Genomic DNA, 19,525 nt, shown 5'->3' on the forward strand with positions numbered 1-19,525 from the left:
GGTAGCCCGAATGGCCTCCAATGACCGATGCCTGTAGAGATACGGATCAGAGGGAGGTCCTGACTTGGGCTTTCGCCAATACCGCAAAAGCTTACCCAAACGTCAGCCCCAGCGAGACCTTCCCCAATGCCAGAGCTGGAATACCTCCACTTACCTCGCCTTCGACCTTCCATTCCTTGAGGGGCAAGTATTTGCAGATCAAATGCCACAATCGTCGAGACGCAGCTGCGATTAGCGGCTTGATGTACTGGTGGAATCCTGCGACGAGTCGCCCAGTATTGGGATCGGGATCGTGCGTTTCGAGTGATGCCACGTCAGCCTCCAGCATGCCGACCGCGGAAAGGGCCTGTGCTGCTAGCCTTTCTCTCTCTGGCCCCTCTGTCGACCTCCGCAATTCGCGAATCGATGTCACGATGTCGCGCTTTGATGCCTCCACCCGATTCAGAACATCGCGCTCTGCGCTTGTTTCCTCACTCGATTCCATTGCAGGGGCCTGCCTGAGACGTTCAAGGATCAGACTCAGGTCATTCTCAAGCCAGACCATGTGCGCTTCGAATGAATCTTCGTCGTTCATCATGGTTCTCCCCTCTCGCCTCTCGGTCCTTGAAGTTTCCCGACGAGATATCGGCACGCAGCGCCACTGGCTTGAGTCTTGTTACTGTCGACGACGTACTTGCCGCACGGCTCGGGGTGGATGGCAGTCCCTGGGAACCGCGTCTGGGTCGGCGCTATCGAGCCAGTCCGTGACGGTCACCGACATCTACGGCTGATATCAACGTCGGCGAATAGCGACGGTGCTGCGCGATACTGAGCGACCGTACCGGTCCCTGAAGTAGAGGCTGTTACAGCACCCGGACCGAACTCCTAATGCGGGGGTCGAGGTGTGCGAGCCACTAGAGGCAGCCGGGACTTTAGCTCGGGCTCAAGCCAGCTGCCTCGGCCACAGTGTTGACAAAGCGCAGGTCCCACGAAGTGAGGAGTGTCGTCAATCGCAGGTAAAGCGGGTCATGGCCCCGTGCCATGAGGGCAAGGTTCTTACCCTCTAGCCACGCCTGCGTGATCTGAACGACGGGGATCCGAACGTCGTCCAGCCCTGCTCGGTGCACGACGACAGCTCTCCCATCGCACGCCACCCAACCGTTCGCGATAGACCGCCGCGGAGCCACCAAGGGGCCAAGTTTCGCCGTACGAGTTGCTACTGCCGCGGGGCGAAGTACTGCTGCGGCCTGCTTTTGCTTCGGCTTGGCGGGGGTGCTCGATGACGTTACAGAGACCCCGCCGGCCCGAAGAGTCGTCGTTCTCCGGCCCTTGCTGTTCAAGGTCACTCGGCCGTTCTTGCCGCCCATGCTGATGCTCGACGACTTGGTGCCGAGCCGGACCCGCACACCACCACCCAGGTTGATCGACGTGCTCACGCTTCTGCGCCTAGCCATGACGTCCCCCTAACTCGTTGACGAGTGAACAAATCATGGCACGCATGTGATCGATCCGTGGATGTATTGCCGAGCCGTGATCTGGGCAGGCCGGGCGACCACGTGCCACAACGAGCCAAAGCACCCGAGCCTTCCGCCCCACGCCGCACCACAACCGCACCAGATCGGGCGGGGCACAGCGAGGAATCACGGTGAAAGTGGCACCGCCCCACGAGGCCGCCACGTCGCCGTCCGACCAGGTCAGTCGCGAATCCGGCGACAAATGACCGCAGCTTCCGAATCTGATGGCCCCGGCTGAGAGATCGTTCATTGGTGCCGGCATGCGAGCCTCCGGGCGTGAGCTACGACTTGGCTGTGTGGGAGGGCGAGCGCCCGGCGGACGACAGGGAGGCCGGGCGAGCTTTCACGCACCTCTATGACCGCTAGGTCGACACGGAGGTGGAAACATCCGCCGCCAGAGCGCCCTGCGGCCTACGTAGCCGCGCTCATAAGGCGGTGGTCGGCCACCGTTCGAGCCACCCCGCTTCGGGGCCTATAAATGGGCAGAGTGGCTGAGGCAGGAGCCGGCATCGCGAGGCATACGCGTGCCTGATCGGTCGGCGCACCCACCGTCGTGGCTGACTGTCGTCGGCTGATGTCCAGACGGGCGGCGAGCCATGGCGTGCCAGAACGGAGGGGTAGCCACGGTCAGTTAGGGCGGTTACCGGTGCACGAAGTCCTGGAGAGGCCGGGGCCAGCCGCCCACCTACTGACCTGCAGATCCACCGTGGAGATCACCCCCAGGCTTACAAAGCAGCGATCGTGAAGGCGGCGCACAGCCGCATCAGCAGCTTCGCGAATCCTACGCGTCAGCCTTTCGCCACCTGAGCGCTTCTTCTCGCGCTGCATTGGCCAGAGCTAGCGCAGCCTGCACGGGCAGCGACAGCCGGAGTACCCCCGAACCATCCGTTGTTGTCGATGCCGTCGACATGACGTGGGTCGTGTCGATGCCGGCCTCATCCATCGCGCCCTTCAGTTCCGTTGCAGCGTCCACCGCGCTCCGCCAGCCGGCCACGTAGTCCACTCCGCGTACCCACATCCAGCCGTCCGGTTCCAGAGCCTCGTCGTCGAAGTTCGGGTCCATCGGATCGTGCTGCACAGAACGTCACTCCCAGGAGCAGTAGTTGATTACCTGGGGATGTCCACCCGTCGGTCAACGGGCATGACAGCGGCCCCAGTACCATCGGCACCGGGGTCCGCGAGGGCTCCGGACCGGACCACCCCGGATGCTGTCCAGGCGAGGGGTGGTCCGGTCTCACGTGTCTTGGGTCAGCCGTTGCCAGAGCTGCTGATGACGGCAAGCGGCACGACTATCGCCGCCCAGAAGGCCACGATCAGAACGCTGAATAATCGCTGTCTCACAGGCACTCACCGTCCGTTGGCGTCATGCGCCGTCGCGTGCTGTCTCGAATTCTTCCGAGGGGTCTGCTGCGGCGTCGCAGGACATGCACTCCAGCTCGTGCACCATCTTGGGGGCTTCCGGAGCGGTCTCCGGTCCCATCGTCCATCTGAGATAGCGGAAGACGGACCTGGTCACAGCCCGCTCCTGCTGTGAGCGTTGAGCTCTGCCACCCGTGAACTCAGATCGTCACAGGAACCGAGCGGGCGTAGGTCCTCCGGTCGTGCGTCCCATTCGATACCGCCGTGGGGCGGACGCAGTTGTACCTGCGACCACTTGAAGTCCGTGACCCGGCCGACCCGGCCGCTCCTGGTGTCCAGCGTCAAAGTGCCCACCGCAAGGGCTTTCTTGTCGCTCATGCAAGGAGGATCACGGCGACGCCCAGGACGTAGGAACCTCACCCGAAACCCATTTTGGGACGTCGCGGAGGAGGTAGAACGTCCCAACTTCCAGGGAGAGACTGCGGATGCCGAACGAGAGGCTTCGAGCCGCCATGGCAGCCAGAGGGTGGACCCATGCCACTCTCGCAGCCAGGGCTCAGGTGGACCCCAAGTCCGTTGAGCGATGGGTCAACTTGGGTCGGACCCCGCGACGGGCGACGGCCCTGCTGGCGGCTGAGACGTTAGGAGAAGACGTGCATGCACTTTGGCCGGCGCTCAGGCAAGCACGCTCTGCCCGCGCTGTCAGCTCCGAGCTGGTCGCGTTGTACGACCAGCGGGCGGACGTTCCCGTGTCCACGTTCACGGACATGCTGGCGGAGGCCCGCGAGAACATCGACGTACTCGTCTACGCGGCGGTCTTCCTGCACGAGGGGTTTCCCCGCCTGAATGACCTGCTTCGCGAGCGCGCTGCCGAAGGGTGCTCCGTACGTATCGCATTGGGCGATGCGGAGAGCGCGAACGTGCGGCAGCGCGGCGAGGAGGAACGGTTCGGCCACGGCATCGAATCGCGATGCCGGCTAGCCCTCATGCACTACCGGCCGCTGCTCGGGGTACCCGGAATCGAGATCCGGACCCACGAGACCACGCTGTACAACTCCATCTACCGGGCGGACGATCAGCTCCTGGCCAATGCCCATGTCTGGGGAGTGAACGCCTACGGAGCACCCGTGTGGCACCTTCGTCGGAACGGGGATGGTGGAATCTTCGACACCTATGCCCAGAGCTTCGACGCGGTCTGGACGACGGCGAAGCCCGTACCCGAGGAGTGAACCCTGTCGCGTACCGAGTACTACGACGATCCCGACGCTCCCGAGCCCAACAGCCTCGTCGTTGCCGCTTCAGCAGTGGTGACCGACGAAGAGGGCCGCATCCTGCTCCAGCGGCGCCGAGACAACGACCTCTGGGCCCTGCCCGGAGGTGGCATGGAGATGACCGACTCCCTTCCCGGCACCGCGGTCCGGGAAGTCAAGGAGGAGACCGGGCTGGATGTGGAGATCACGGGGCTGGTGGGAACATACACCGATCCCCGTCATGTGATCGCTTACACGGACGGAGAGGTACGGCGGCAGTTCAACGTGTGCTTCACCGCGCGCCTCGTCGGAGGGCAGCTTGCCATCTCGGACGAGTCCACAGAGCTGCGGTTCATCCACCCCGATGAGATCGGCGATCTCCCGATGCACCACACGCAGCAGGTCCGTATCCGGCACTTCCTGGAGCATCGGGAGCGCCCCTACCTGGGGTGATGACCCGAGTCATTCCCCGGCCGGAGCCACGCCCACCGGGCAGCTCACGCCCGTCCCGCCGATCCCGCAGTACCCGTTCGGGTTTTTGCTGCTTGAAAGATACTGCTGGTGGTACCCCTCCGCCGGGTAGAAGGGGCGGGTGGTGTCGGCGGGGAGGATTTCGGTGGTGATGTCGCCGTGGCCGGTGGAGTGGAGGGCGGTGCGGTAGGCGGTGCGGGAGGCCTCGGCGGCCTGTTGTTGGGCGGGGGAGTGGGTGTAGATGGCGGAGCGGTACTGGGTGCCGACGTCGTTGCCCTGGCGGAAGCCCTGGGTGGGGTCGTGGGACTCCCAGAAGAGCTTCAGGAGGGACGTGTAGGGGACGACTGCCGGGTCGTAGACGACGCGGACGGCCTCGGTGTGGCCGGTGTGGCCGCTGCAGACCTCTTCGTAGGTGGGGTTCGGGGTGTGGCCGCCCTGGTAGCCGACGAGGGTCGTCCAGACGCCCTCGGCCTGCCAGAACTTCCGCTCGGCGCCCCAGAAGCACCCCAGGCCGAAGTCGGCGACCTCCAGGCCGTCCGGATACGGGCCCAGCAGCGGGTTGCCGAGGACGGTGTGCCGGTCCGGGACGGCGAAGGCCCGCTCGGGGCGGCCTTCGAGCGCCTCCTCCGGGGTGGGGAGCTGGGTCTTGAAGCGGGAGAAGAGCATGGGATCAGGCTCCTGGGGCTGGGCTGGGCTGGGCTGGGCTGGGCTGGGCCGGGCTGGGCAGCGGCACTCGGGGTGCACTGCCGGGAACGCGTAGGGAGGGGGAGGTATTCCGGCGCGGGCGGGGCAGCGTGGTGCCCGCCGGTCGCGGCTACTGGGGTCCCGCCGGCGGGAAGTCCGCCGAGCTTCCGCCGAGTCTCTCCCAGCCCGCGATGGCCAGGGCGCGGTAGGCGGCGTACTCGGCGGCGGGGCTGCGGCCGTACGACCAGGGGACGGCGCCGACATGGCCGTCCACCAGGCGGAGCTGTTCCATGGCCTCGGCGTAGCGCTCGGCCCGTACCAGGAACCAGACGAGCAGATGGCGGACGTGCGGAGCCATGGGGTGGTCGGCGGGGGCCTCGCGGAGGGCGAAGTGGGCGCCCTCGATGGCGCGCTCGACGACCGCGCTCTGGTAGAGGCTGCGGACCATGTTGGCCTCGGGGAGGTGCTCGTAGACCGCGAAGAGGGGGAGGGCCGGGAGGAGGGTCTTGGCGGGGGCGCCCGCCGCGGCGCGCTCGGCGAAGGCCTCGGCCTCCTTGCGGGAGCCGTGCCACTTCTGCGACCAGTAGGGGAGGGCGGCGAGGTGGGCGCCCATGTGCTGCGGGGCGCGCTGGGCGACCTTGGACCACAGCTCCTCGTAATCGGCGGGACGGTCGCCCAGGCCGCGGGCGACGGCGAGCTCGATGATGTACGGGAGGGGGCTGCCCGGCGCCAGCAGGGTCGCCTCCCGGCAGACCGTACGGGCCTCCTCCAGGATCATGCGGAAGTCCTGCGAGCCGGGATCGCGCAGCGCCTGGAGGACGAGGAACTGGGCGTGGGTCTGGGCGCCGCCGGGGTCCTTGGGCGCCTCCGTGCGCCAGGTGCGCAGCCAGATCCCGCCGGTGCGGCCGCCGTCGCCGTATCCGGGCGCCGTACCGCGCAGCTGCTGCTCACTGGCCTCCTGTGCGGCCAGCTCGAAGGCTGCGGCGCCGGCCAGTGTCTGCACCCGCTGCCAGCGGCGTTCCCAGTCGTCGCCGGTGGACTTGAGCAAGGCGGCCGCCGGGCGCCAGTCGTGCGTCCGGCGCATTTCGGACAGCGCGTCGTCCAGCTCCTGATCGGGGCCCGGCAGCCGTACGTCGAGCTCCTCCAGCGGTACGAAGCCGTAGCCGGCCATCGGGTCGGCAGCCACCACCATGCCCTGCCGCGTGTGCTGTACCGCCCGCCGGCGGCGCATCCAGGGCAGGAAGACGAAGCCGCCGAGCGCGAGCGCGGCGAGGAGAAGCAGCAGAGCGTCCATGTGGGTGTCCTGTACCTGAAATTCTTGTTACGGCTGCCGTGCTGGTCAACGGGCCCGGACCGCCGACGATTCGCTGTGCGGTGGGCGGTCACCGGTGCGACGGCGGGGCCGGGAGCGGGACGGAAGGGGCGGGGTGGCGGGGGGCGGCGGACGGGAGCTGGCGGGAACTGGTGTGCGGTCCTTTCGTAGGTATCCACTATCCAGCCAACCAGAAAGTTCCGAAAAGTTCGGTCGTCCGGCCGACTACGCTCGGCGGCATGAGCGAACAACACGCACAGCACTTCGAAACCGTTGCCATCCACGCAGGTCAAGAGCCTGACGAGGCCACCGGCGCGGTGGTACCGCCCATCTACCAGGTGTCCACCTACAAGCAGGACGGGGTAGGCGGGCTGCGCGGCGGCTACGAGTACAGCCGCAGCGCCAATCCGACCCGTACCGCCCTGGAGGAGAATCTCGCGGCGCTGGACGGCGGCCGCCGCGGCCTCGCCTTCGCCTCCGGCCTCGCCGCGGAGGACTGCCTGCTGCGGACCCTGCTGGTCCCCGGCGACCATGTCGTCATCCCGAACGACGCCTACGGTGGAACGTTCCGCCTCATCTCGAAGGTCGTCGAGCGGTGGGGCGTGGAGTGGTCGGTCGCCGACACCTCCGACCCGCAGGCCGTACGCGATGCCCTGCGGCCCCGTACGAAGGCGATCTGGGTGGAGACGCCCAGCAACCCGCTGCTCGGCATCAGCGACATCTCGGCGCTGGCCGGCGTCGCCCGGGAAGCCGGCGTCAAGCTCGTGGTCGACAACACCTTCGCCAGCCCGTACCTCCAGCAGCCGCTGGCCCTCGGCGCGGACGTGGTCGTCTACTCCACGACCAAGTACATGGGCGGACATTCGGACGTGGTCGGCGGCGCCCTCGTCGTCAACGACGATGCGCTGGGTGAGGAACTCGCCTACCACCAGAACGCGATGGGCGCGGTTGCCGGCCCCTTCGACGCCTGGCTGGTGATGCGCGGCATCAAGACGCTCGCCGTCCGCATGGACCGGCACAGCGCCAACGCGGCTCGCATCGCGGACCTGCTGACCTCGCACAACAAGGTGACCCAGGTCTACTACCCGGGGCTGGCCGAGCACCCGGGCCACGAGATCGCCACCAAGCAGATGCGGTCCTTCGGCGGCATGGTGTCGTTCCGGGTCGCGGGCGGCGAGCAGGCCGCGGTGGACGTCTGCAACCGCGCCAAGCTGTTCACGCTCGGGGAGTCGCTGGGCGGCGTCGAGTCGCTGATCGAGCACCCGGGGCTGATGACGCACGCCTCGACGGCCGGTTCGCTGCTGGAGGTCCCGGCCGACCTGGTGCGCCTTTCGGTCGGTATCGAGTCCGTCGACGACCTGCTGGCCGACCTCACGCAGGCGTTGGGCTAAACAGGCGTTGGGCTAAAGGGGTCCCTCGTCCCTCGCGCCGTTCACCACCCCTCCACCGGAGGGGTGGTGTGGGCCGGCGGGGGCAGCCAGGGCCGGTCCATGACCAGCCAGCACAGCGCCGCCAGCGCGAGCAGGGCGAGCAGCCAGCCGAGGCGGTGCCGCAGGATGCGGTGGGCCAGGAGCCGGCGGCCGCGGTCGGCGGCGCGGGCCGCCAGATCGGGCGGTACGAGCGGATACGGCCCGGCCAGCATCCGCCGTACCTCGGTCTCCTTGCGATCGGGGAGGTCGGGGAGGCCAGGGGGTTCGACGCTCTCGGGGAGGTCAGGGAGATCCGGGAGGCTCATCGGGCCGACGGTTCCGGTGCCGGGGCGGGCGGCGGTTCGGGGCGCCGGCGGCTGCGCAGGTCCGCGACGGCCCGCAGGCACAGGGCGTGCACCCGCTCGGCGGGCAGGCCGAGTTGGGCCGCGGTCTGCTCCTCGGCCACGTCCTCGTACAGCCGCAGGACGAGGACCAGCCGCTCCTGCGGGGACAGCCGGTCCAGCAGACCGCCGCGCGGCCGGCGGTGCCTGCGCGCGGTGTGCGCGAAGCGGGCGGCCAGCTCGCGGCGGGTGCGCTCGTACGGATCGTCGCCGCGCAGCCGGTCCCAGGCGGCGTAGGTCCGCGACAGCGCGCAGAGCAGCAACTCCTCGGCGGCAGGGGCGGGACGGGAGGCGGGCTCGCCGGTCAGCAGCGTGGCGGTGTACAGCAGCCGGCCCCCGGCGCCCGCCACGAACGACTCGAACTCCCGGGTGCGGCGGCGCTCCTGCGCCGGTCGCCGCTCTCGCACCACGCCTCCCGGATGACGGACACCCGACCCTGGGCTCCTATAGCACGGCAGTGCGGCCATCCGGTCAAGAGGCGTGACGTGCGCGGCCGGTCAGGGGTACCGGGCGTTTGGGCGGGTGGCCAGGAGGGCGGCGGGTCGGACGGCGGGTCGGACGGCGAACGCGGGGTGCCGGACGCCGGTCAGGACGTCGGGCGGGACACCGTCAGGACGTCGGGCGGGACACCGTCAGGACGCGGGACCGGCCGGTGTCAATGACGCGGTGAGGTCGGCGAGGGAGGCGTTGAAGCGCGTCAGGAGCGTGGTGAACGCCTCGCGCTCCGCCTCGGACCACTCCTCCGTCACCAGGGCCATCAGCGCACGGCGCGAGGTGCGCACCTCGTCCAGGCGGGCCTGGCCGCGCTCGGACAGCTGGAGCACCACGGCCCGGCCGTCCTCGGGGTGGGTGGCGCGGCTGACCAGCCCGGAGTCGACCAGCGGGGCGACCTGCCGGGTGACCGTCGAGGAGTCGATGCCCATACCGGCCGCCAGGGCCTTGACGCCCATGGGTCCTTCCTGGTCCAGGCGGTTGAGCAGCAGATAGGCGGCGCGGTCCATGGAGTTGCGCGCCTGCCCGACGCCGCCGAGCCGGCTCTGTTCTGCACGGCGGGCGAAGACGGCCACTTGGTGCTGGAGGGCGTCCAGGAGAGCGGGGTCGGTATGGGTCGTCATGTCCGAAGAGGTGGGCATGGCCGGGAGCTCGCTTCGATGGATGTGCGTATGGATGGGAGGACAGCGTACGCGGACCCGGCGCGGAGCGTACCCGGGCTGTCCATTCCGATAACGCCCTGTAACCCCTGGGCGGCTGTGGGGTGCCCGGGGCCGCACAGGCGTCCGCGCCGTCCTGACAGCCGGACAGAAAAGGCCCTCAGGTGGGCAAACTGCAAGACTGGCGGCATGGCCGCTCACACGCCGCGCACGTCACACGAGTCCTCTTCCGCCCCCGGTACCGGGGGCCCGGTCGCCGGGGATTCGCTTCCCGCAATTACGGTCGATGACGTACGCAAGGCGGACAAGATGCTCTCCGGTGTCTCCCGGGCCACCGCGATGGAGGGCAGCCGCTATCTGACCGGGCTGGTGGGCGCGCCCGTACACCTCAAGTGCGAGAACCTTCAGCGCACCGGCTCCTTCAAGATCCGTGGTGCCTATGTACGGATCGCCGGGCTCACCGCGCAGCAGCGGGAGGCCGGTGTGGTGGCCGCGAGCGCCGGCAACCACGCCCAGGGCGTGGCGCTCGCGGCGTCCCTGCTGGGCGTGCGCTCGACGGTGTTCATGCCCGTCGGCGCCCCGCTGCCCAAGGTCGCCGCGACCCGCGAATACGGCGCCGAGGTGCGGATGCACGGTCAGGTGGTGGACGAGACGCTGGCCGCCGCGCAGGAGTACGCGCGAGAGAGCGGCGCGGTCTTCATCCACCCCTTCGACCACCCCGACATCATCGCCGGCCAGGGCACCGTCGGCCTGGAGATCCTCGAACAGTGCCCGGAAGTACGGACGATCGTCGTCGGGGTCGGCGGCGGCGGTCTGATCGCGGGGATGGCGCTCGCGGTCAAGGCGCTGCGGCCGGACGTGAAGATCGTCGGGGTGCAGGCGGCGGGAGCGGCCGCCTATCCGCCCTCGCTGGCGGCCGGGCGCCCGGTGGCGATCGAGGGGCTGTCGACCATGGCGGACGGCATCAAGGTGGGCCGCCCCGGTGAGGTGACCTTCGGGATGGTCGAGCAGCTGGTGGACGAGGTCCGTACGGTCACCGAGGACCAGCTCTCCAGCGCGCTGCTGTTGTGCCTGGAGCGGGCGAAGCTGGTGGTGGAGCCGGCCGGGGCGAGCCCGGTGGCCGCGCTGCTCGCCGACCCGGAGTCCTTCGAGGGGCCGGTGGTCGCGGTGCTGTCCGGCGGCAATGTGGATCCGTTGTTGATGCAGCGCATCCTGCGGCACGGCATGGCCGCCGGCGGACGGTATCTCTCGCTGCGGCTGCGGCTCACCGACCGGCCGGGGGCGCTGGCGACGCTGCTCGGGGTGCTGTCGGTGGTCGATGCGAACGTCCTCGACGTCGGCCATGTGCGGACGGATCCCCAGCTCGGGCTGACCGAGGTCGAGGTGGAACTGCATCTGGAGACCAAGGGTCCGGCGCACTGCGACGAGGTGCGCACGGCGCTGCGCGAGGCGGGGTACGTCGTCGCGGAGTGAGCCGGGGCCGCCCCATGGCTTCCGGCGCCCGGCCACGGCTCGGTGCGGTGCCCTCGGGCCGTGAAAGCTGGAATGTGTATCGCGATGTATCGCGTTTGCGCGTACTATCTATCGCGAGTGCGGGGCGTGCCGTGCGTCGTGGTGTCCGTCGTGGGCAAAAGCCATAGAGCAGGCATAAGCCGCCAACCGTAATATTCGACCTGGAACTTACCCAAGCCATGGGAGTATCCCTATGCCAGGCGCCATATACGCCGAAGGTCTGGTGAAGGCCTTCGGCGCCGTGAGGGCATTGGACGGCGTCGACCTCGACGTTCCCGAAGGAACCGTCCTCGGAATGCTCGGCCCGAACGGCGCCGGGAAGACCACCGCCGTACGGGTCCTGACGACCCTGCTCCAGCCCGACCGCGGCAAGGCGGTGGTCGCCGGCATCGATGTCCTCGCCCACCCGGACAAGGTGCGGCGGTCCATCGGCCTCTCCGGCCAATTCGCCGCCGTGGACGAGTACTTGACCGGGCGCGAGAACTTGACGATGGTCGGCCGGCTCTACCAGATGAGCGGCCGTGACGCGAAGCGGCGAGCCACCGAACTGCTGGAACGCTTTCACCTCGGCGACGCCGCCGACCGCACCGCCAAGACCTACTCCGGCGGGATGCGCCGGCGGCTCGACCTGGCGGCCGCGCTGGTCGTCAGCCCGCCGGTGATGTTCATGGACGAGCCGACCACCGGCCTGGACCCACGCAACCGCCAGGAGTTGTGGGACGTCATCCAGGAACTGGTCGCGGGCGGCACGACCCTGCTGCTCACCACCCAGTATCTGGAGGAGGCCGACCGGCTGGCGCACGACATCTGCGTCGTCGACCACGGCAAGGTCATCGCCCGCGGCACCGCCGACCAGCTCAAGGCGCGCACCGGCGGCGAGCGCGTCGAGGTCGTGGTGCACGACCCGGAACACCTCACCGTCGCCGACGAGGTCCTGCGCGGCTTCGGCAAGGGCGAGGGCACGGTCGACGCCCACATCCGCAAGCTCACGGTCCCGGTGACGGGCGGTGCCAAGCTCCTCGCCGAGGTCATCCGCGAACTGGACCTGCGCGGCGTGGAGATCGACGACATCGGGCTGCGCCGTCCGACCCTCGACGATGTGTTCCTCTCACTGACCGGGCACCACGCCGAGGACGCGGAAGGCGACGGCGCGGGTGACGGGAGCGCGGGCCGGACCGATCCGGGCGGGGGCGCCGTCGGACGGCAGAAGCGGGGCAGGAAGGGCGCCGGGACGGCCGGCGCGGAGGCGGGCGTGACGAATGACAGGGAGGGCGTGAAGTGACCACGGTGACCGAAGCGGCCGGGGGTGCCCCGGTCCGGACCGTGCCGCCACGCGGTGGCCTCAGCCGGTCCGTCCGCGACTCGCTGGTCGTGGCCCAGCGCAATCTGATCCGGATGCTGCGGATACCCGAAGTCGTGATCTTCGGGCTCATCCAGCCGATCATGTTCGTGGTGCTGTTCACGTACGTCTTCGGCGGCTCCATCAACGTCCCCGGTGCCCCGGTGGGCGACGCCCAGGCCTATCGCGAGTTCCTGATGGCCGGGATCTTCGCGCAGACCGTCACCTTCGCCACGGCGGGGGCCGGTGCGGGCATCGCCGACGACATGCACAAGGGCCTCATCGACCGGTTCCGGTCGCTGCCGATGTCCCGCGGGGCGGTGCTCACCGGCCGTACCCTCGCCGACCTCGTACAGACCGCGCTGACGCTGGTGGTGCTGGCGGTCGTCGCCCTGCTGATCGGCTGGCGCACCCACGAGAACATCGCCGAGGTGCTGGCCGGCTTCGCGCTGCTGCTCCTGCTCGGGTACGCCTTCTCGTGGATCGGCGCGCTGATCGGCCTGACGGTGCGGACGCCCGAGGCGGCCACGTCGGGCGGGCTGATCTGGCTCTTCCCGCTGACCTTCATCTCGAATGCTTTCGTCCCGGTCAACGGCATGCCGGCGTTCCTGCAGCATGTCGCCGAGTGGAACCCGTTCAGTGCGACGGTGGCCGCGGCCCGGCTGCTGTTCGGCAACACCAGCGACGCGGTGCCCAAGTCGGTGACCGGTGCCTGGCCGATGGACCACCCGGTGCTGGCCTCGGTGATCTGGTCCGTACTGATCATCGTGGTCTTCCGGACCCTGGCCGTCCGCAAGTACCGGTCGGCCACGGCCTGAGCACGGCGAAGCGGCCCGGAGCGTCAGGCTCCGGGCCGCTTCGACGTCTGTGGGGCGCCTCGGGACTCAGCCGGAGTACGGCTTGGCGTCGAGGATCTTCACGGCCGCCTTCTTGCCGTTGGGGAGCTCGTACTCCGCCTGGGCGCCGACCTTCTTGCCGTTCACGCCGGTGCCCAGCGGGGACTGGGGGGAGTAGGTCTCGATGTCCGAGCTCGCGTATTCCCGGGAGGCCAGAAGGAACGACAGCGTGTCGTCCGGGTCGCCGTCGAACGCGATGGTGACGACCATGCCGGGAGCGACGACGCCGGTCGCGGCGGGGGCCTCGCCGACCTTCGCGGTCTGCAGCAGCTGGGTGAGCTGGCGGACGCGAAGCTCCTGCTTGCCCTGCTCTTCCTTGGCCGCGTGGTACCCGGCGTTCTCCTTCAGGTCACCTTCCTCGCGGGCCGCCGCGATCTTCTCGGTGATCTCGGCGCGTGCGGGACCAGACAGGTGCTCCAGCTCGGCCTTGAGCTGGTCATACGCCTCCTGGGTAAGCCAGGTGACGTTCTCGCTGGTCTGGGTCACAGGTGCTCCTCGTCGGTACTGGGGATAAATCAAACGCCCTACCAGGAAGGTTTGCGCCTTCACAGGTGGGCGAAACCACGAGCCTAACAATTACGGCACAAAACGGGGAAGAGGAATTTCACAGTGGCCGCACAGGAACGCATCATGCCTGATCAGGGGCGGTTCCGACACGCCTCGCCGGTGAGCGGGAGGGCGGTCGACGGGGGTGGGACGCGGGGTGCGGTTGCGGCGGGCCGAGGACTGTGAGACGGGGGGTGCGGGTGGGGTCGGGTGCCGGAGCCCGGGGCGTGGCGGGTGAGCCGGGTGCCGACAGCCGGGGGCGAGGTCAGCCCTTGCCGGCGGCCGTGCAGCCGACGAGTACGGCGTTGGTCGCGCGCTTCGTCGTACGCAGCGTGACCTCGGTGTCCACCTGGCCCGCGCGCTGGTCGACGGTGACGTCCTTGCGGCCGACTTCGCTGCCGTCCTCGGCCTGTGAGCGCAGCGTGCACACGCCCCTGGCGTCCGTGTCCTTGACGACTTCCAGATGGACCTTGACCGCGTGATCGGAGACCGCGTCCCAGGTGATCACCCGGCCGCTGAGGTCCTGACCGGAGATGTACGAGATGCCGCACCAGGCGATCACGCCCAGCAGTGCGACGCCTAGCACGATACCGATGATCTTGAGCTTGCGGTCCGCGCGCGCGTCCGCGGAGCGGCCGTAGCGTCCTTCGGGGAGCCCTTCACGCACCGCGGTCATGATCGATTCTCCTGCTCGGGGGACCGGAACCAACAACCCCCGGGGGGTCCCCGCCCCAGGGAATACAGCGCCCCCCGCTTCGGTCACTATAGGAGGCATCTTCTCCAGCTCTTCACTGAGGATCGAGTCTTGACTGAGCAGTTGCGATTGATGGCGGTCCACGCCCACCCCGACGACGAGTCGAGCAAGGGTGCGGCCACCATGGCCAAGTACGTGTCCGAGGGGGTGGACGTGCTGGTCGCCACCTGCACGGGCGGTGAGCGAGGCTCCATCCTCAACCCCAAACTCCAGGGCGATCCGTACATCGAGGAGAACATCCACGAGGTACGGAAGAAGGAGATGGACGAGGCCCGGGAGATCCTGGGCGTCAAGCAGGAGTGGCTCGGCTTCGTCGACTCCGGGCTGCCCGAGGGCGACCCGCTGCCGGCGCTGCCCGAGGGCTGCTTCGCGCTGCAGCCCGTCGAAACGGCCGCGGAGCCCCTGGTCCGGCTGATCCGGTCGTTCAAGCCGCAGGTCATCACGACGTACGACGAGAACGGCGGCTATCCGCACCCGGACCACATCATGACGCACAAGATCACGATGGTGGCCTTCGAGGCGGCCGGTGACCCGGAGAAGTATCCGGGCGCCGGCGAGCCCTGGCAGCCCCAGAAGCTCTACTACAACCAGGGCTTCAACAAGCCGCGCACCATCGCGCTGCACGAGGCGCTGCTGGAGCGCGGCATGGACTCGCCGTACGGCGAGTGGCTGGAGCGCTGGAAGCAGTTCGAGCAGCGCGAGCGCACGCTGACCACGTACATCCCGTGCGATGACTTCTTCGAGATCCGCGACAAGGCGTTGATCGCGCACGCCACCCAGATCGACCCCGACGGCGGGTGGTTCCGGGTGCCGATGGACATCCAGCGCGAGGTTTGGCCGACGGAGGAGTACGAGCTCGCGAAGTCGCTCGTGGACACTTCCCTCCCCGAGGACGACCTCTTCGCGGGCATCCGCAACAATTGAGTCCATGATGAGCGCGACCAGCACCCTCGCCCTGACGCACTTCGTCAGCCTTGCCGACAGCTTCGACAAGGACAAGGTGACCCCCGGCGTCCTCGGCTTCATCGTCTTCGCGGTCATCGGCGGCGCCGTGTGGCTGCTGATGAAGTCCATGAACAAGCACATGAAGAAGGTGGACTTCGAGGAGCAGCCCAAGGGCGGCGAGGCCGGCGGCACGGCCTCCGCCGCGCAGGCACCCGAGCCGAAGACCGGCTGACGGCGGGGCCGCCCGCCCCGCACGCCGGACCGCCGGACCGCCGGGCCCACGGGTCCGGGCGGTCCGTGAAGACCGGGTGGCGGTCGACGGCCGGCCGATGGACACGGCCGGCTGACCGGCCCGGCGGCTCGCCGGCCCGAGCGGTCGGCGGGCCGGGCCCGAGCTTGGCGCGCCCGCCGGAGCCGCCGCTGTCACTCGCCACCGGGCGATGTGACGCTCACCCCCATGACCTCGCGCGCATGGCGGCCGGGCACCATACCGAGCCGCCATGCCTGCCACCCCGTCTCCGGCTCCACGCCGCGGTCCAGCAGCAGCGCGAACGTCTCCGCGCAGTCCTCCAGCTTGGCGTCGCGGGCCGGGTGCTTCTCCCGCACCAGCTGCGCCAGCTCCTCCTGTGCCACGGCCGCGCCCACCACCGAACCGCCCGGCGAGGCGAGCGGCAGCAGGGTGCAGCGCAGGAACCGGGCCCAGTCCTCGCCGCGCCGGTCGCCGTAGCCGGCGAACAGCCGGGCCGCCTCGTCGGCCAGCTCCAGCGCCTGCGCCGCCCGGCCGTTGCCGGCGTCGATGATCAGCAGCTCCAGGCAGGACCAGGCCTCCCCGTGCGGCACTCCTATCCGCTGGAAGTCCTTACGGGCGTCCTGCAGCAGCTGCCGGGCGAAGCCGCTGTTGCGCAGCGAGCCGGTCTGCTCCGCCCGCAGATCACGGGTGACCCGCCCCGAATCGTGCCGGGTACAGGCCAGACCGTAGGCGTCCTGCATCCGGCTGAACATCGTCCGCGACCGCTCCAGCTGGCGCAGCGCCGCATCGGGCTCGCCGCGCTCCTCCAGGGCCTGGCCCAGGTAGTACATCGTCCAGGCCTCACCGCGGGCGTCCTCGTGCTGGCGGTGGAGCGGAAGCGCCTGCCGCAGCTGGTCCACCGCCGGCCCCGCATCCCCGTCCACCAGCCGGGCCCGGGCCAGCTGGGTCAGCGCCCAGGCCTCACCGCGCTCGTCGTGCGTCCGGCCGTAGAGCTCCATCGCCGCCTGCAGCGCGCGCTCCGCCGCCGGCACCTCGCCCAGGCGCAGATGCACCTGGCCGAGCTGGAAGTGCGCCCACGCCTGGCCGTGCACGCTCTCGCTCTCCTCATGGAGCTCCAGCGCCTCGTGCAGCATGGCGAGGGCCTCGGCGAGCTGCGACCGGTCCCGCTCCACCGCCGCCAGGGCGTGCAGCGTCCAGGCGCGGTCGCCGTGCATGTCCGGGCCGGACTGCAGCTCCAGCGCCTCACGGAGCTTCGCCGAGGCCTCGGCGAGACTGCCCTGCTGCTGGAGCGTGATGCCCAGATCGCGCAGCGCACGGGCCGCGCCCACCGGATGCTGGGCCTCGAAGTAGAGGTCGACCACCGACGCCAGGGTCGTGCGCGCCTTGTCCAGCTCGCCGAGCTGCCGGGCCGCGATACCCGTACGCCACTGCACCGAGCGGGACAGCAGCCCCTGGCCGACCGCCCGGGTCAGTTCGCTCAGCTCGCCCAGGCGGTAGAGGTCCCCGCGCAGCAGGCAGTAGTCGGCCAGGGCGCCCAGCAGATGCGAGACCGCCGCCTGGTCCACGCCCTGGTCGGCATGGCGCAGCGCGGCCGTGATGAAGCTGGTCTCGTCGTCCAGCCACTGCAGGGCCGCGTCCAGGGACGTGAAGCCGTGGGAGCCGAAGCGGTCGGCGCGGGTGGACGTGCGGCCGTCGACCAGCCGGATGACCGAGTCGGCCAGCTCCGCATAGCCGCGGATCAGCCGCTCCTGGGCCGCGCCGCGCTCCTGTGCGTCCTCCTCGTCCTCCAGCCGGGAGTGCGCAAAGCTGTGCACCAGGGCGTGCAGGCGGTAGCGCTCACCGCGCACATGCTCGATCAGCCCCGCCCGGACCAGCGCCGTCAGCTGACGCTCCGCCTCCGCGTTCGCCACCCCCAGCAGGGCGGCCGCGGCCGCCGTCCCCAGGCTCGCCCGGCCCACCAGCGCCAGCCGGCGCAGCAGCCGCCGGGCCGCCTCTGGCTGGTCGAAGTAGCGCAGCGACAGCGCGCGCTCGACCGGCGGCAGCGGCCCGTACGCCGCCAGGTCCGCGGCCAGCGTGGCGGGGGTGCGCGGGCCGAGCGAGGAGCCCGCCACTCGCAGCGCCAGCGGGAGGCCGGCGCACAGCTGAAGGATCTCGTCGAGGGCCCGTGCGTCGTAGGGACCCGTTTCGTCCGGGGTCTCGCTGCCGGCCGCGGCGGTGGCGCGCAGCAACTCCTCGGTGCCCGCCGCGTCGAGCGGCCCCACCGGCAGCTGATGCACCCACGCCTGGAGGTCCTCGGGCAGCTCCAGCGGAGCACGGGAGGTGACCAGCACCAGGCTGTCGGACCGCTCCGGCACCAGCGTGCGCACCTGCTCCGGATCCGCGGCGTCGTCCAGCAGGACCGTCACCGGAAGGCCCGTCAGATGCTGGTGGTACAGCTCGGTGAGCCGCTTGACGTGCTGCTCCTGGGACGGCCGCTCGCGGAACAGCAGCTGCTCGCGCGGCGCGCCCAGCCGGTTGAGCAGATGCAGCAGCGCGTCGCGGGTCGGCAGCGGCGCCTCGCCGGGGGTGTCACTGCGCAGATCCACCACACATGCGCCACGGAACTGATCGCGCAGCTGATGGGTGGCCCGCACCGCGAGGGCCGTACGCCCCGAGCCCGGCTCGCCGTGCAGCACCACCACCGTCGGCTTGGTCTCCGTGCTCGCCCGGGCCGCCTGCACCCACTGCGCGATCTGCGTCAGCTCCGCCCGCCGCCCGGCGAACGGGCCCTCGGGGCTGGGGAGTTGGGAGAAGGAATGCTCCAGTACGGACCGCTGCCGAGCCGCCGCGCTGCGGTCCGCACCGCGCAACTGCGGCCCCCGGCCGCTCTGCCCGCCCCCGGTCTTGGCCGACGTGCCGCTGCCGCGGGCCGCCGCCGTCAGCATCCGCTGCTGGTCCAGGAACGGCCGGACGCCGCGCACCTCCAGCGCCGTCAGCCACTGCAGCCGCAGCTGCTGGGCGCCGCCGGGCTGGCCGCGCTTCCCGGCCTCCCGGTTGGCCGCCGGCAGGTGGGCCGCGGTCAGCTTCACGACCGTGGCCGTCGCGCCCGCCAGCACCACGGAGGCCCCCACGGCCAGCGCCGGGCCCGTGCCCGTGCCGTACGCGAGGTCCGTGCCGAACGCCGCCACCGCCGCCACGGCCGTCGCCACCGCCGGGGTGCCCAGCTCCTTGCGGGGCAGTGACGGCCGGCCGGCGGCCGCCTCGTCCAGCGCCCGGACGTAGGCGGTGTACTCCTCGGCGGCGCTGCCGGCCAGATCCTCCAGCGCCGACCGTGCCCTGCCGAGCAGCGCGCCGCCGTCGAGCCGACCGCCCGAGCGCCGCACCTCCTCCTCGACGGCCCTGGTCAACAGCGCTTCCGCTTCCGCGCGATGGTCCTCGCGCAGCGCGGCCAGTGACCCCGGCATGCTCTTCCCCCTCCAGCGTTCCTGCAGTGTCCAGCGGTGATCGTCGCCGTACGCACAGTGTTCCGCGTCCGCGCGATTTCCGGCAGGGCTGTGGACAACTCCCTCCGCTCCCCGCTCACCGTGCCTCGTTGGGAGCGCATGGCCCCATGCCGAACCGCCTGGCCCATGAGACTTCCCCGTATCTGCTCCAGCACGCCGACAACCCCGTCGACTGGTGGCCGTGGTCCACCCGACGCGTTCGTGGAAGCCCGCCGGCGCGGGGTGCCCGTGCTGCTCAGCGTCGGCTGCAGCTCCTGCCACTGGTGCCACT

At 70.0% G+C, this 19,525-nt stretch carries 20 protein-coding genes and 1 pseudogene; 9 read left to right on the top strand and 12 right to left on the bottom strand.

The genetic code is table 11. The features are described 5' to 3' along the window. Positions 1-91: 91 nt before the first annotated feature. From BKA18_RS23090 to BKA18_RS23110, 4 genes are all read right to left on the bottom strand, one after another. The gene (locus tag BKA18_RS23090) at positions 92-577 is read right to left on the bottom strand and encodes a hypothetical protein (RefSeq protein ID WP_366044365.1); all 486 of its coding nucleotides are present in this window, start codon (positions 575-577) and stop codon (positions 92-94) included. 1,697 nt (positions 578-2,274) lie between these two features. After that, the gene (locus BKA18_RS23100; RefSeq protein ID WP_366044363.1) at positions 2,275-2,571 is read right to left on the bottom strand and encodes a hypothetical protein; all 297 of its coding nucleotides are present in this window, start codon (positions 2,569-2,571) and stop codon (positions 2,275-2,277) included. A gap of 285 nt (positions 2,572-2,856) precedes the next feature. Beyond that, on the bottom strand, positions 2,857-3,009 hold the full coding sequence (locus tag BKA18_RS23105) for a DUF7848 domain-containing protein (protein WP_366044362.1): 153 nt from the start codon (positions 3,007-3,009) through the stop codon (positions 2,857-2,859). Further along, entirely contained in the window at positions 3,006-3,230 is a 225-nt protein-coding gene (locus BKA18_RS23110) for a DUF2442 domain-containing protein (RefSeq protein WP_366044361.1), read from the bottom strand. The genes BKA18_RS23105 and BKA18_RS23110 overlap by 4 nt, the downstream gene beginning before the upstream one ends. Positions 3,231-3,337: 107 nt before the next feature. On the opposite strand from BKA18_RS23110, the gene BKA18_RS23115 reads away from it, so the two are divergent. Beyond that, positions 3,338-4,081: an XRE family transcriptional regulator gene (locus BKA18_RS23115; RefSeq protein WP_366044360.1), complete on the top strand. Its 744-nt coding sequence runs from the start codon at positions 3,338-3,340 to the stop codon at positions 4,079-4,081. A gap of 3 nt (positions 4,082-4,084) precedes the next feature. Further along, positions 4,085-4,555 (top strand): NUDIX domain-containing protein, encoded by a 471-nt coding sequence (locus tag BKA18_RS23120; protein WP_366044527.1) that lies wholly within the window; start codon positions 4,085-4,087, stop codon positions 4,553-4,555. Between the two features lie 9 nt (positions 4,556-4,564). Here the strand turns inward: BKA18_RS23120 and msrA are convergent, their stop codons facing one another. Further along, positions 4,565-5,239 (bottom strand): peptide-methionine (S)-S-oxide reductase MsrA, encoded by a 675-nt coding sequence (msrA, locus tag BKA18_RS23125; RefSeq protein WP_366044359.1) that lies wholly within the window; start codon positions 5,237-5,239, stop codon positions 4,565-4,567. A gap of 148 nt (positions 5,240-5,387) precedes the next feature. Beyond that, a complete protein-coding gene (locus tag BKA18_RS23130; protein WP_366044357.1) occupies positions 5,388-6,551 on the bottom strand; it encodes a hypothetical protein in 1,164 nt (387 codons plus the stop codon). Positions 6,552-6,808: 257 nt separating this feature from the next. Here BKA18_RS23130 and BKA18_RS23135 point away from each other — a divergent pair, with 257 nt between their 5' ends. Beyond that, the gene (locus BKA18_RS23135; protein ID WP_366044356.1) at positions 6,809-7,960 is read left to right on the top strand and encodes a cystathionine gamma-synthase; all 1,152 of its coding nucleotides are present in this window, start codon (positions 6,809-6,811) and stop codon (positions 7,958-7,960) included. Between the two features lie 41 nt (positions 7,961-8,001). Here BKA18_RS23135 and BKA18_RS23140 read toward each other — a convergent pair whose 3' ends face one another. The 3 genes from BKA18_RS23140 to BKA18_RS23150 all read right to left on the bottom strand — a co-directional run bounded on the left by BKA18_RS23140 (position 8,002) and on the right by BKA18_RS23150 (position 9,512). Further along, the gene (locus BKA18_RS23140; RefSeq protein WP_366044355.1) at positions 8,002-8,304 is read right to left on the bottom strand and encodes a hypothetical protein; all 303 of its coding nucleotides are present in this window, start codon (positions 8,302-8,304) and stop codon (positions 8,002-8,004) included. Continuing rightward, the gene (locus tag BKA18_RS23145; protein ID WP_366044354.1) at positions 8,301-8,786 is read right to left on the bottom strand and encodes a sigma factor-like helix-turn-helix DNA-binding protein; all 486 of its coding nucleotides are present in this window, start codon (positions 8,784-8,786) and stop codon (positions 8,301-8,303) included. The genes BKA18_RS23140 and BKA18_RS23145 overlap by 4 nt, the downstream gene beginning before the upstream one ends. A 225-nt stretch (positions 8,787-9,011) precedes the next feature. Continuing rightward, the gene (locus BKA18_RS23150; protein ID WP_006603484.1) at positions 9,012-9,512 is read right to left on the bottom strand and encodes a MarR family winged helix-turn-helix transcriptional regulator; all 501 of its coding nucleotides are present in this window, start codon (positions 9,510-9,512) and stop codon (positions 9,012-9,014) included. A gap of 327 nt (positions 9,513-9,839) precedes the next feature. Between BKA18_RS23150 and ilvA the strand changes: the two genes are divergently transcribed. The 3 genes from ilvA to BKA18_RS23165 all read left to right on the top strand — a co-directional run bounded on the left by ilvA (position 9,840) and on the right by BKA18_RS23165 (position 13,199). Next, positions 9,840-11,003 (top strand): threonine ammonia-lyase, encoded by a 1,164-nt coding sequence (ilvA, locus tag BKA18_RS23155; RefSeq protein WP_235445395.1) that lies wholly within the window; start codon positions 9,840-9,842, stop codon positions 11,001-11,003. 232 nt (positions 11,004-11,235) lie between these two features. Continuing rightward, positions 11,236-12,324, top strand: coding sequence for an ATP-binding cassette domain-containing protein (locus BKA18_RS23160; protein WP_366044353.1), 1,089 nt, complete (start codon positions 11,236-11,238; stop codon positions 12,322-12,324). Then, a complete protein-coding gene (locus tag BKA18_RS23165; protein WP_366044352.1) occupies positions 12,321-13,199 on the top strand; it encodes an ABC transporter permease in 879 nt (292 codons plus the stop codon). Before BKA18_RS23160 ends, BKA18_RS23165 begins: the two co-directional genes overlap by 4 nt. Before the next feature lie 66 nt (positions 13,200-13,265). Here BKA18_RS23165 and greA read toward each other — a convergent pair whose 3' ends face one another. Both greA and BKA18_RS23175 read right to left on the bottom strand, forming a co-directional pair. Beyond that, positions 13,266-13,763 (bottom strand): transcription elongation factor GreA, encoded by a 498-nt coding sequence (greA, locus tag BKA18_RS23170; RefSeq protein WP_006603480.1) that lies wholly within the window; start codon positions 13,761-13,763, stop codon positions 13,266-13,268. 325 nt (positions 13,764-14,088) lie between these two features. After that, the gene (locus tag BKA18_RS23175) at positions 14,089-14,499 is read right to left on the bottom strand and encodes a DUF4307 domain-containing protein (RefSeq protein WP_366044351.1); all 411 of its coding nucleotides are present in this window, start codon (positions 14,497-14,499) and stop codon (positions 14,089-14,091) included. A gap of 129 nt (positions 14,500-14,628) precedes the next feature. Here BKA18_RS23175 and mca point away from each other — a divergent pair, with 129 nt between their 5' ends. Together mca and BKA18_RS23185 are read left to right on the top strand one after the other, a co-directional pair. Beyond that, a complete protein-coding gene (gene mca, locus BKA18_RS23180; RefSeq protein ID WP_366044350.1) occupies positions 14,629-15,501 on the top strand; it encodes a mycothiol conjugate amidase Mca in 873 nt (290 codons plus the stop codon). Between the two features lie 4 nt (positions 15,502-15,505). Continuing rightward, the gene (locus tag BKA18_RS23185; RefSeq protein WP_366044348.1) at positions 15,506-15,754 is read left to right on the top strand and encodes an RAMP4 family protein; all 249 of its coding nucleotides are present in this window, start codon (positions 15,506-15,508) and stop codon (positions 15,752-15,754) included. Positions 15,755-15,945: 191 nt separating this feature from the next. Here the strand turns inward: BKA18_RS23185 and BKA18_RS23190 are convergent, their stop codons facing one another. Further along, entirely contained in the window at positions 15,946-19,215 is a 3,270-nt protein-coding gene (locus tag BKA18_RS23190; RefSeq protein ID WP_366044347.1) for a tetratricopeptide repeat protein, read from the bottom strand. Between the two features lie 146 nt (positions 19,216-19,361). Between BKA18_RS23190 and BKA18_RS23195 the strand changes: the two are divergent. Then, positions 19,362-19,524: pseudogene (locus BKA18_RS23195) on the top strand (DUF255 domain-containing protein); the annotation flags it as partial. Position 19,525 lies beyond the last annotated feature (1 nt).

Source organism: Streptomyces auratus, from assembly GCF_050433025.1.
Classification (GTDB): Bacteria; Actinomycetota; Actinomycetes; order Streptomycetales; family Streptomycetaceae; genus Streptomyces; species Streptomyces sioyaensis.

What these genes read in the sequence shown, in the direction of transcription:
- BKA18_RS23090 (WP_366044365.1), bottom strand. Translation starts at nt 577, where the DNA reads ATGATGAACGACGAAGATTCATTCGAAGCGCACATGGTCTGGCTTGAG.
- BKA18_RS23110 (WP_366044361.1), bottom strand. Translation starts at nt 3,230, where the DNA reads ATGAGCGACAAGAAAGCCCTTGCGGTGGGCACTTTGACGCTGGACACC.
- BKA18_RS23115 (WP_366044360.1), top strand. Translation starts at nt 3,338, where the DNA reads ATGCCGAACGAGAGGCTTCGAGCCGCCATGGCAGCCAGAGGGTGGACC.
- msrA (WP_366044359.1), bottom strand. Translation starts at nt 5,239, where the DNA reads ATGCTCTTCTCCCGCTTCAAGACCCAGCTCCCCACCCCGGAGGAGGCG.
- BKA18_RS23130 (WP_366044357.1), bottom strand. Translation starts at nt 6,551, where the DNA reads ATGGACGCTCTGCTGCTTCTCCTCGCCGCGCTCGCGCTCGGCGGCTTC.
- BKA18_RS23135 (WP_366044356.1), top strand. Translation starts at nt 6,809, where the DNA reads ATGAGCGAACAACACGCACAGCACTTCGAAACCGTTGCCATCCACGCA.
- BKA18_RS23140 (WP_366044355.1), bottom strand. Translation starts at nt 8,304, where the DNA reads ATGAGCCTCCCGGATCTCCCTGACCTCCCCGAGAGCGTCGAACCCCCT.
- BKA18_RS23150 (WP_006603484.1), bottom strand. Translation starts at nt 9,512, where the DNA reads ATGCCCACCTCTTCGGACATGACGACCCATACCGACCCCGCTCTCCTG.
- ilvA (WP_235445395.1), top strand. Translation starts at nt 9,840, where the DNA reads ATGCTCTCCGGTGTCTCCCGGGCCACCGCGATGGAGGGCAGCCGCTAT.
- BKA18_RS23160 (WP_366044353.1), top strand. Translation starts at nt 11,236, where the DNA reads ATGCCAGGCGCCATATACGCCGAAGGTCTGGTGAAGGCCTTCGGCGCC.
- BKA18_RS23175 (WP_366044351.1), bottom strand. Translation starts at nt 14,499, where the DNA reads ATGACCGCGGTGCGTGAAGGGCTCCCCGAAGGACGCTACGGCCGCTCC.
- BKA18_RS23185 (WP_366044348.1), top strand. Translation starts at nt 15,506, where the DNA reads ATGATGAGCGCGACCAGCACCCTCGCCCTGACGCACTTCGTCAGCCTT.
- BKA18_RS23190 (WP_366044347.1), bottom strand. Translation starts at nt 19,215, where the DNA reads ATGCCGGGGTCACTGGCCGCGCTGCGCGAGGACCATCGCGCGGAAGCG.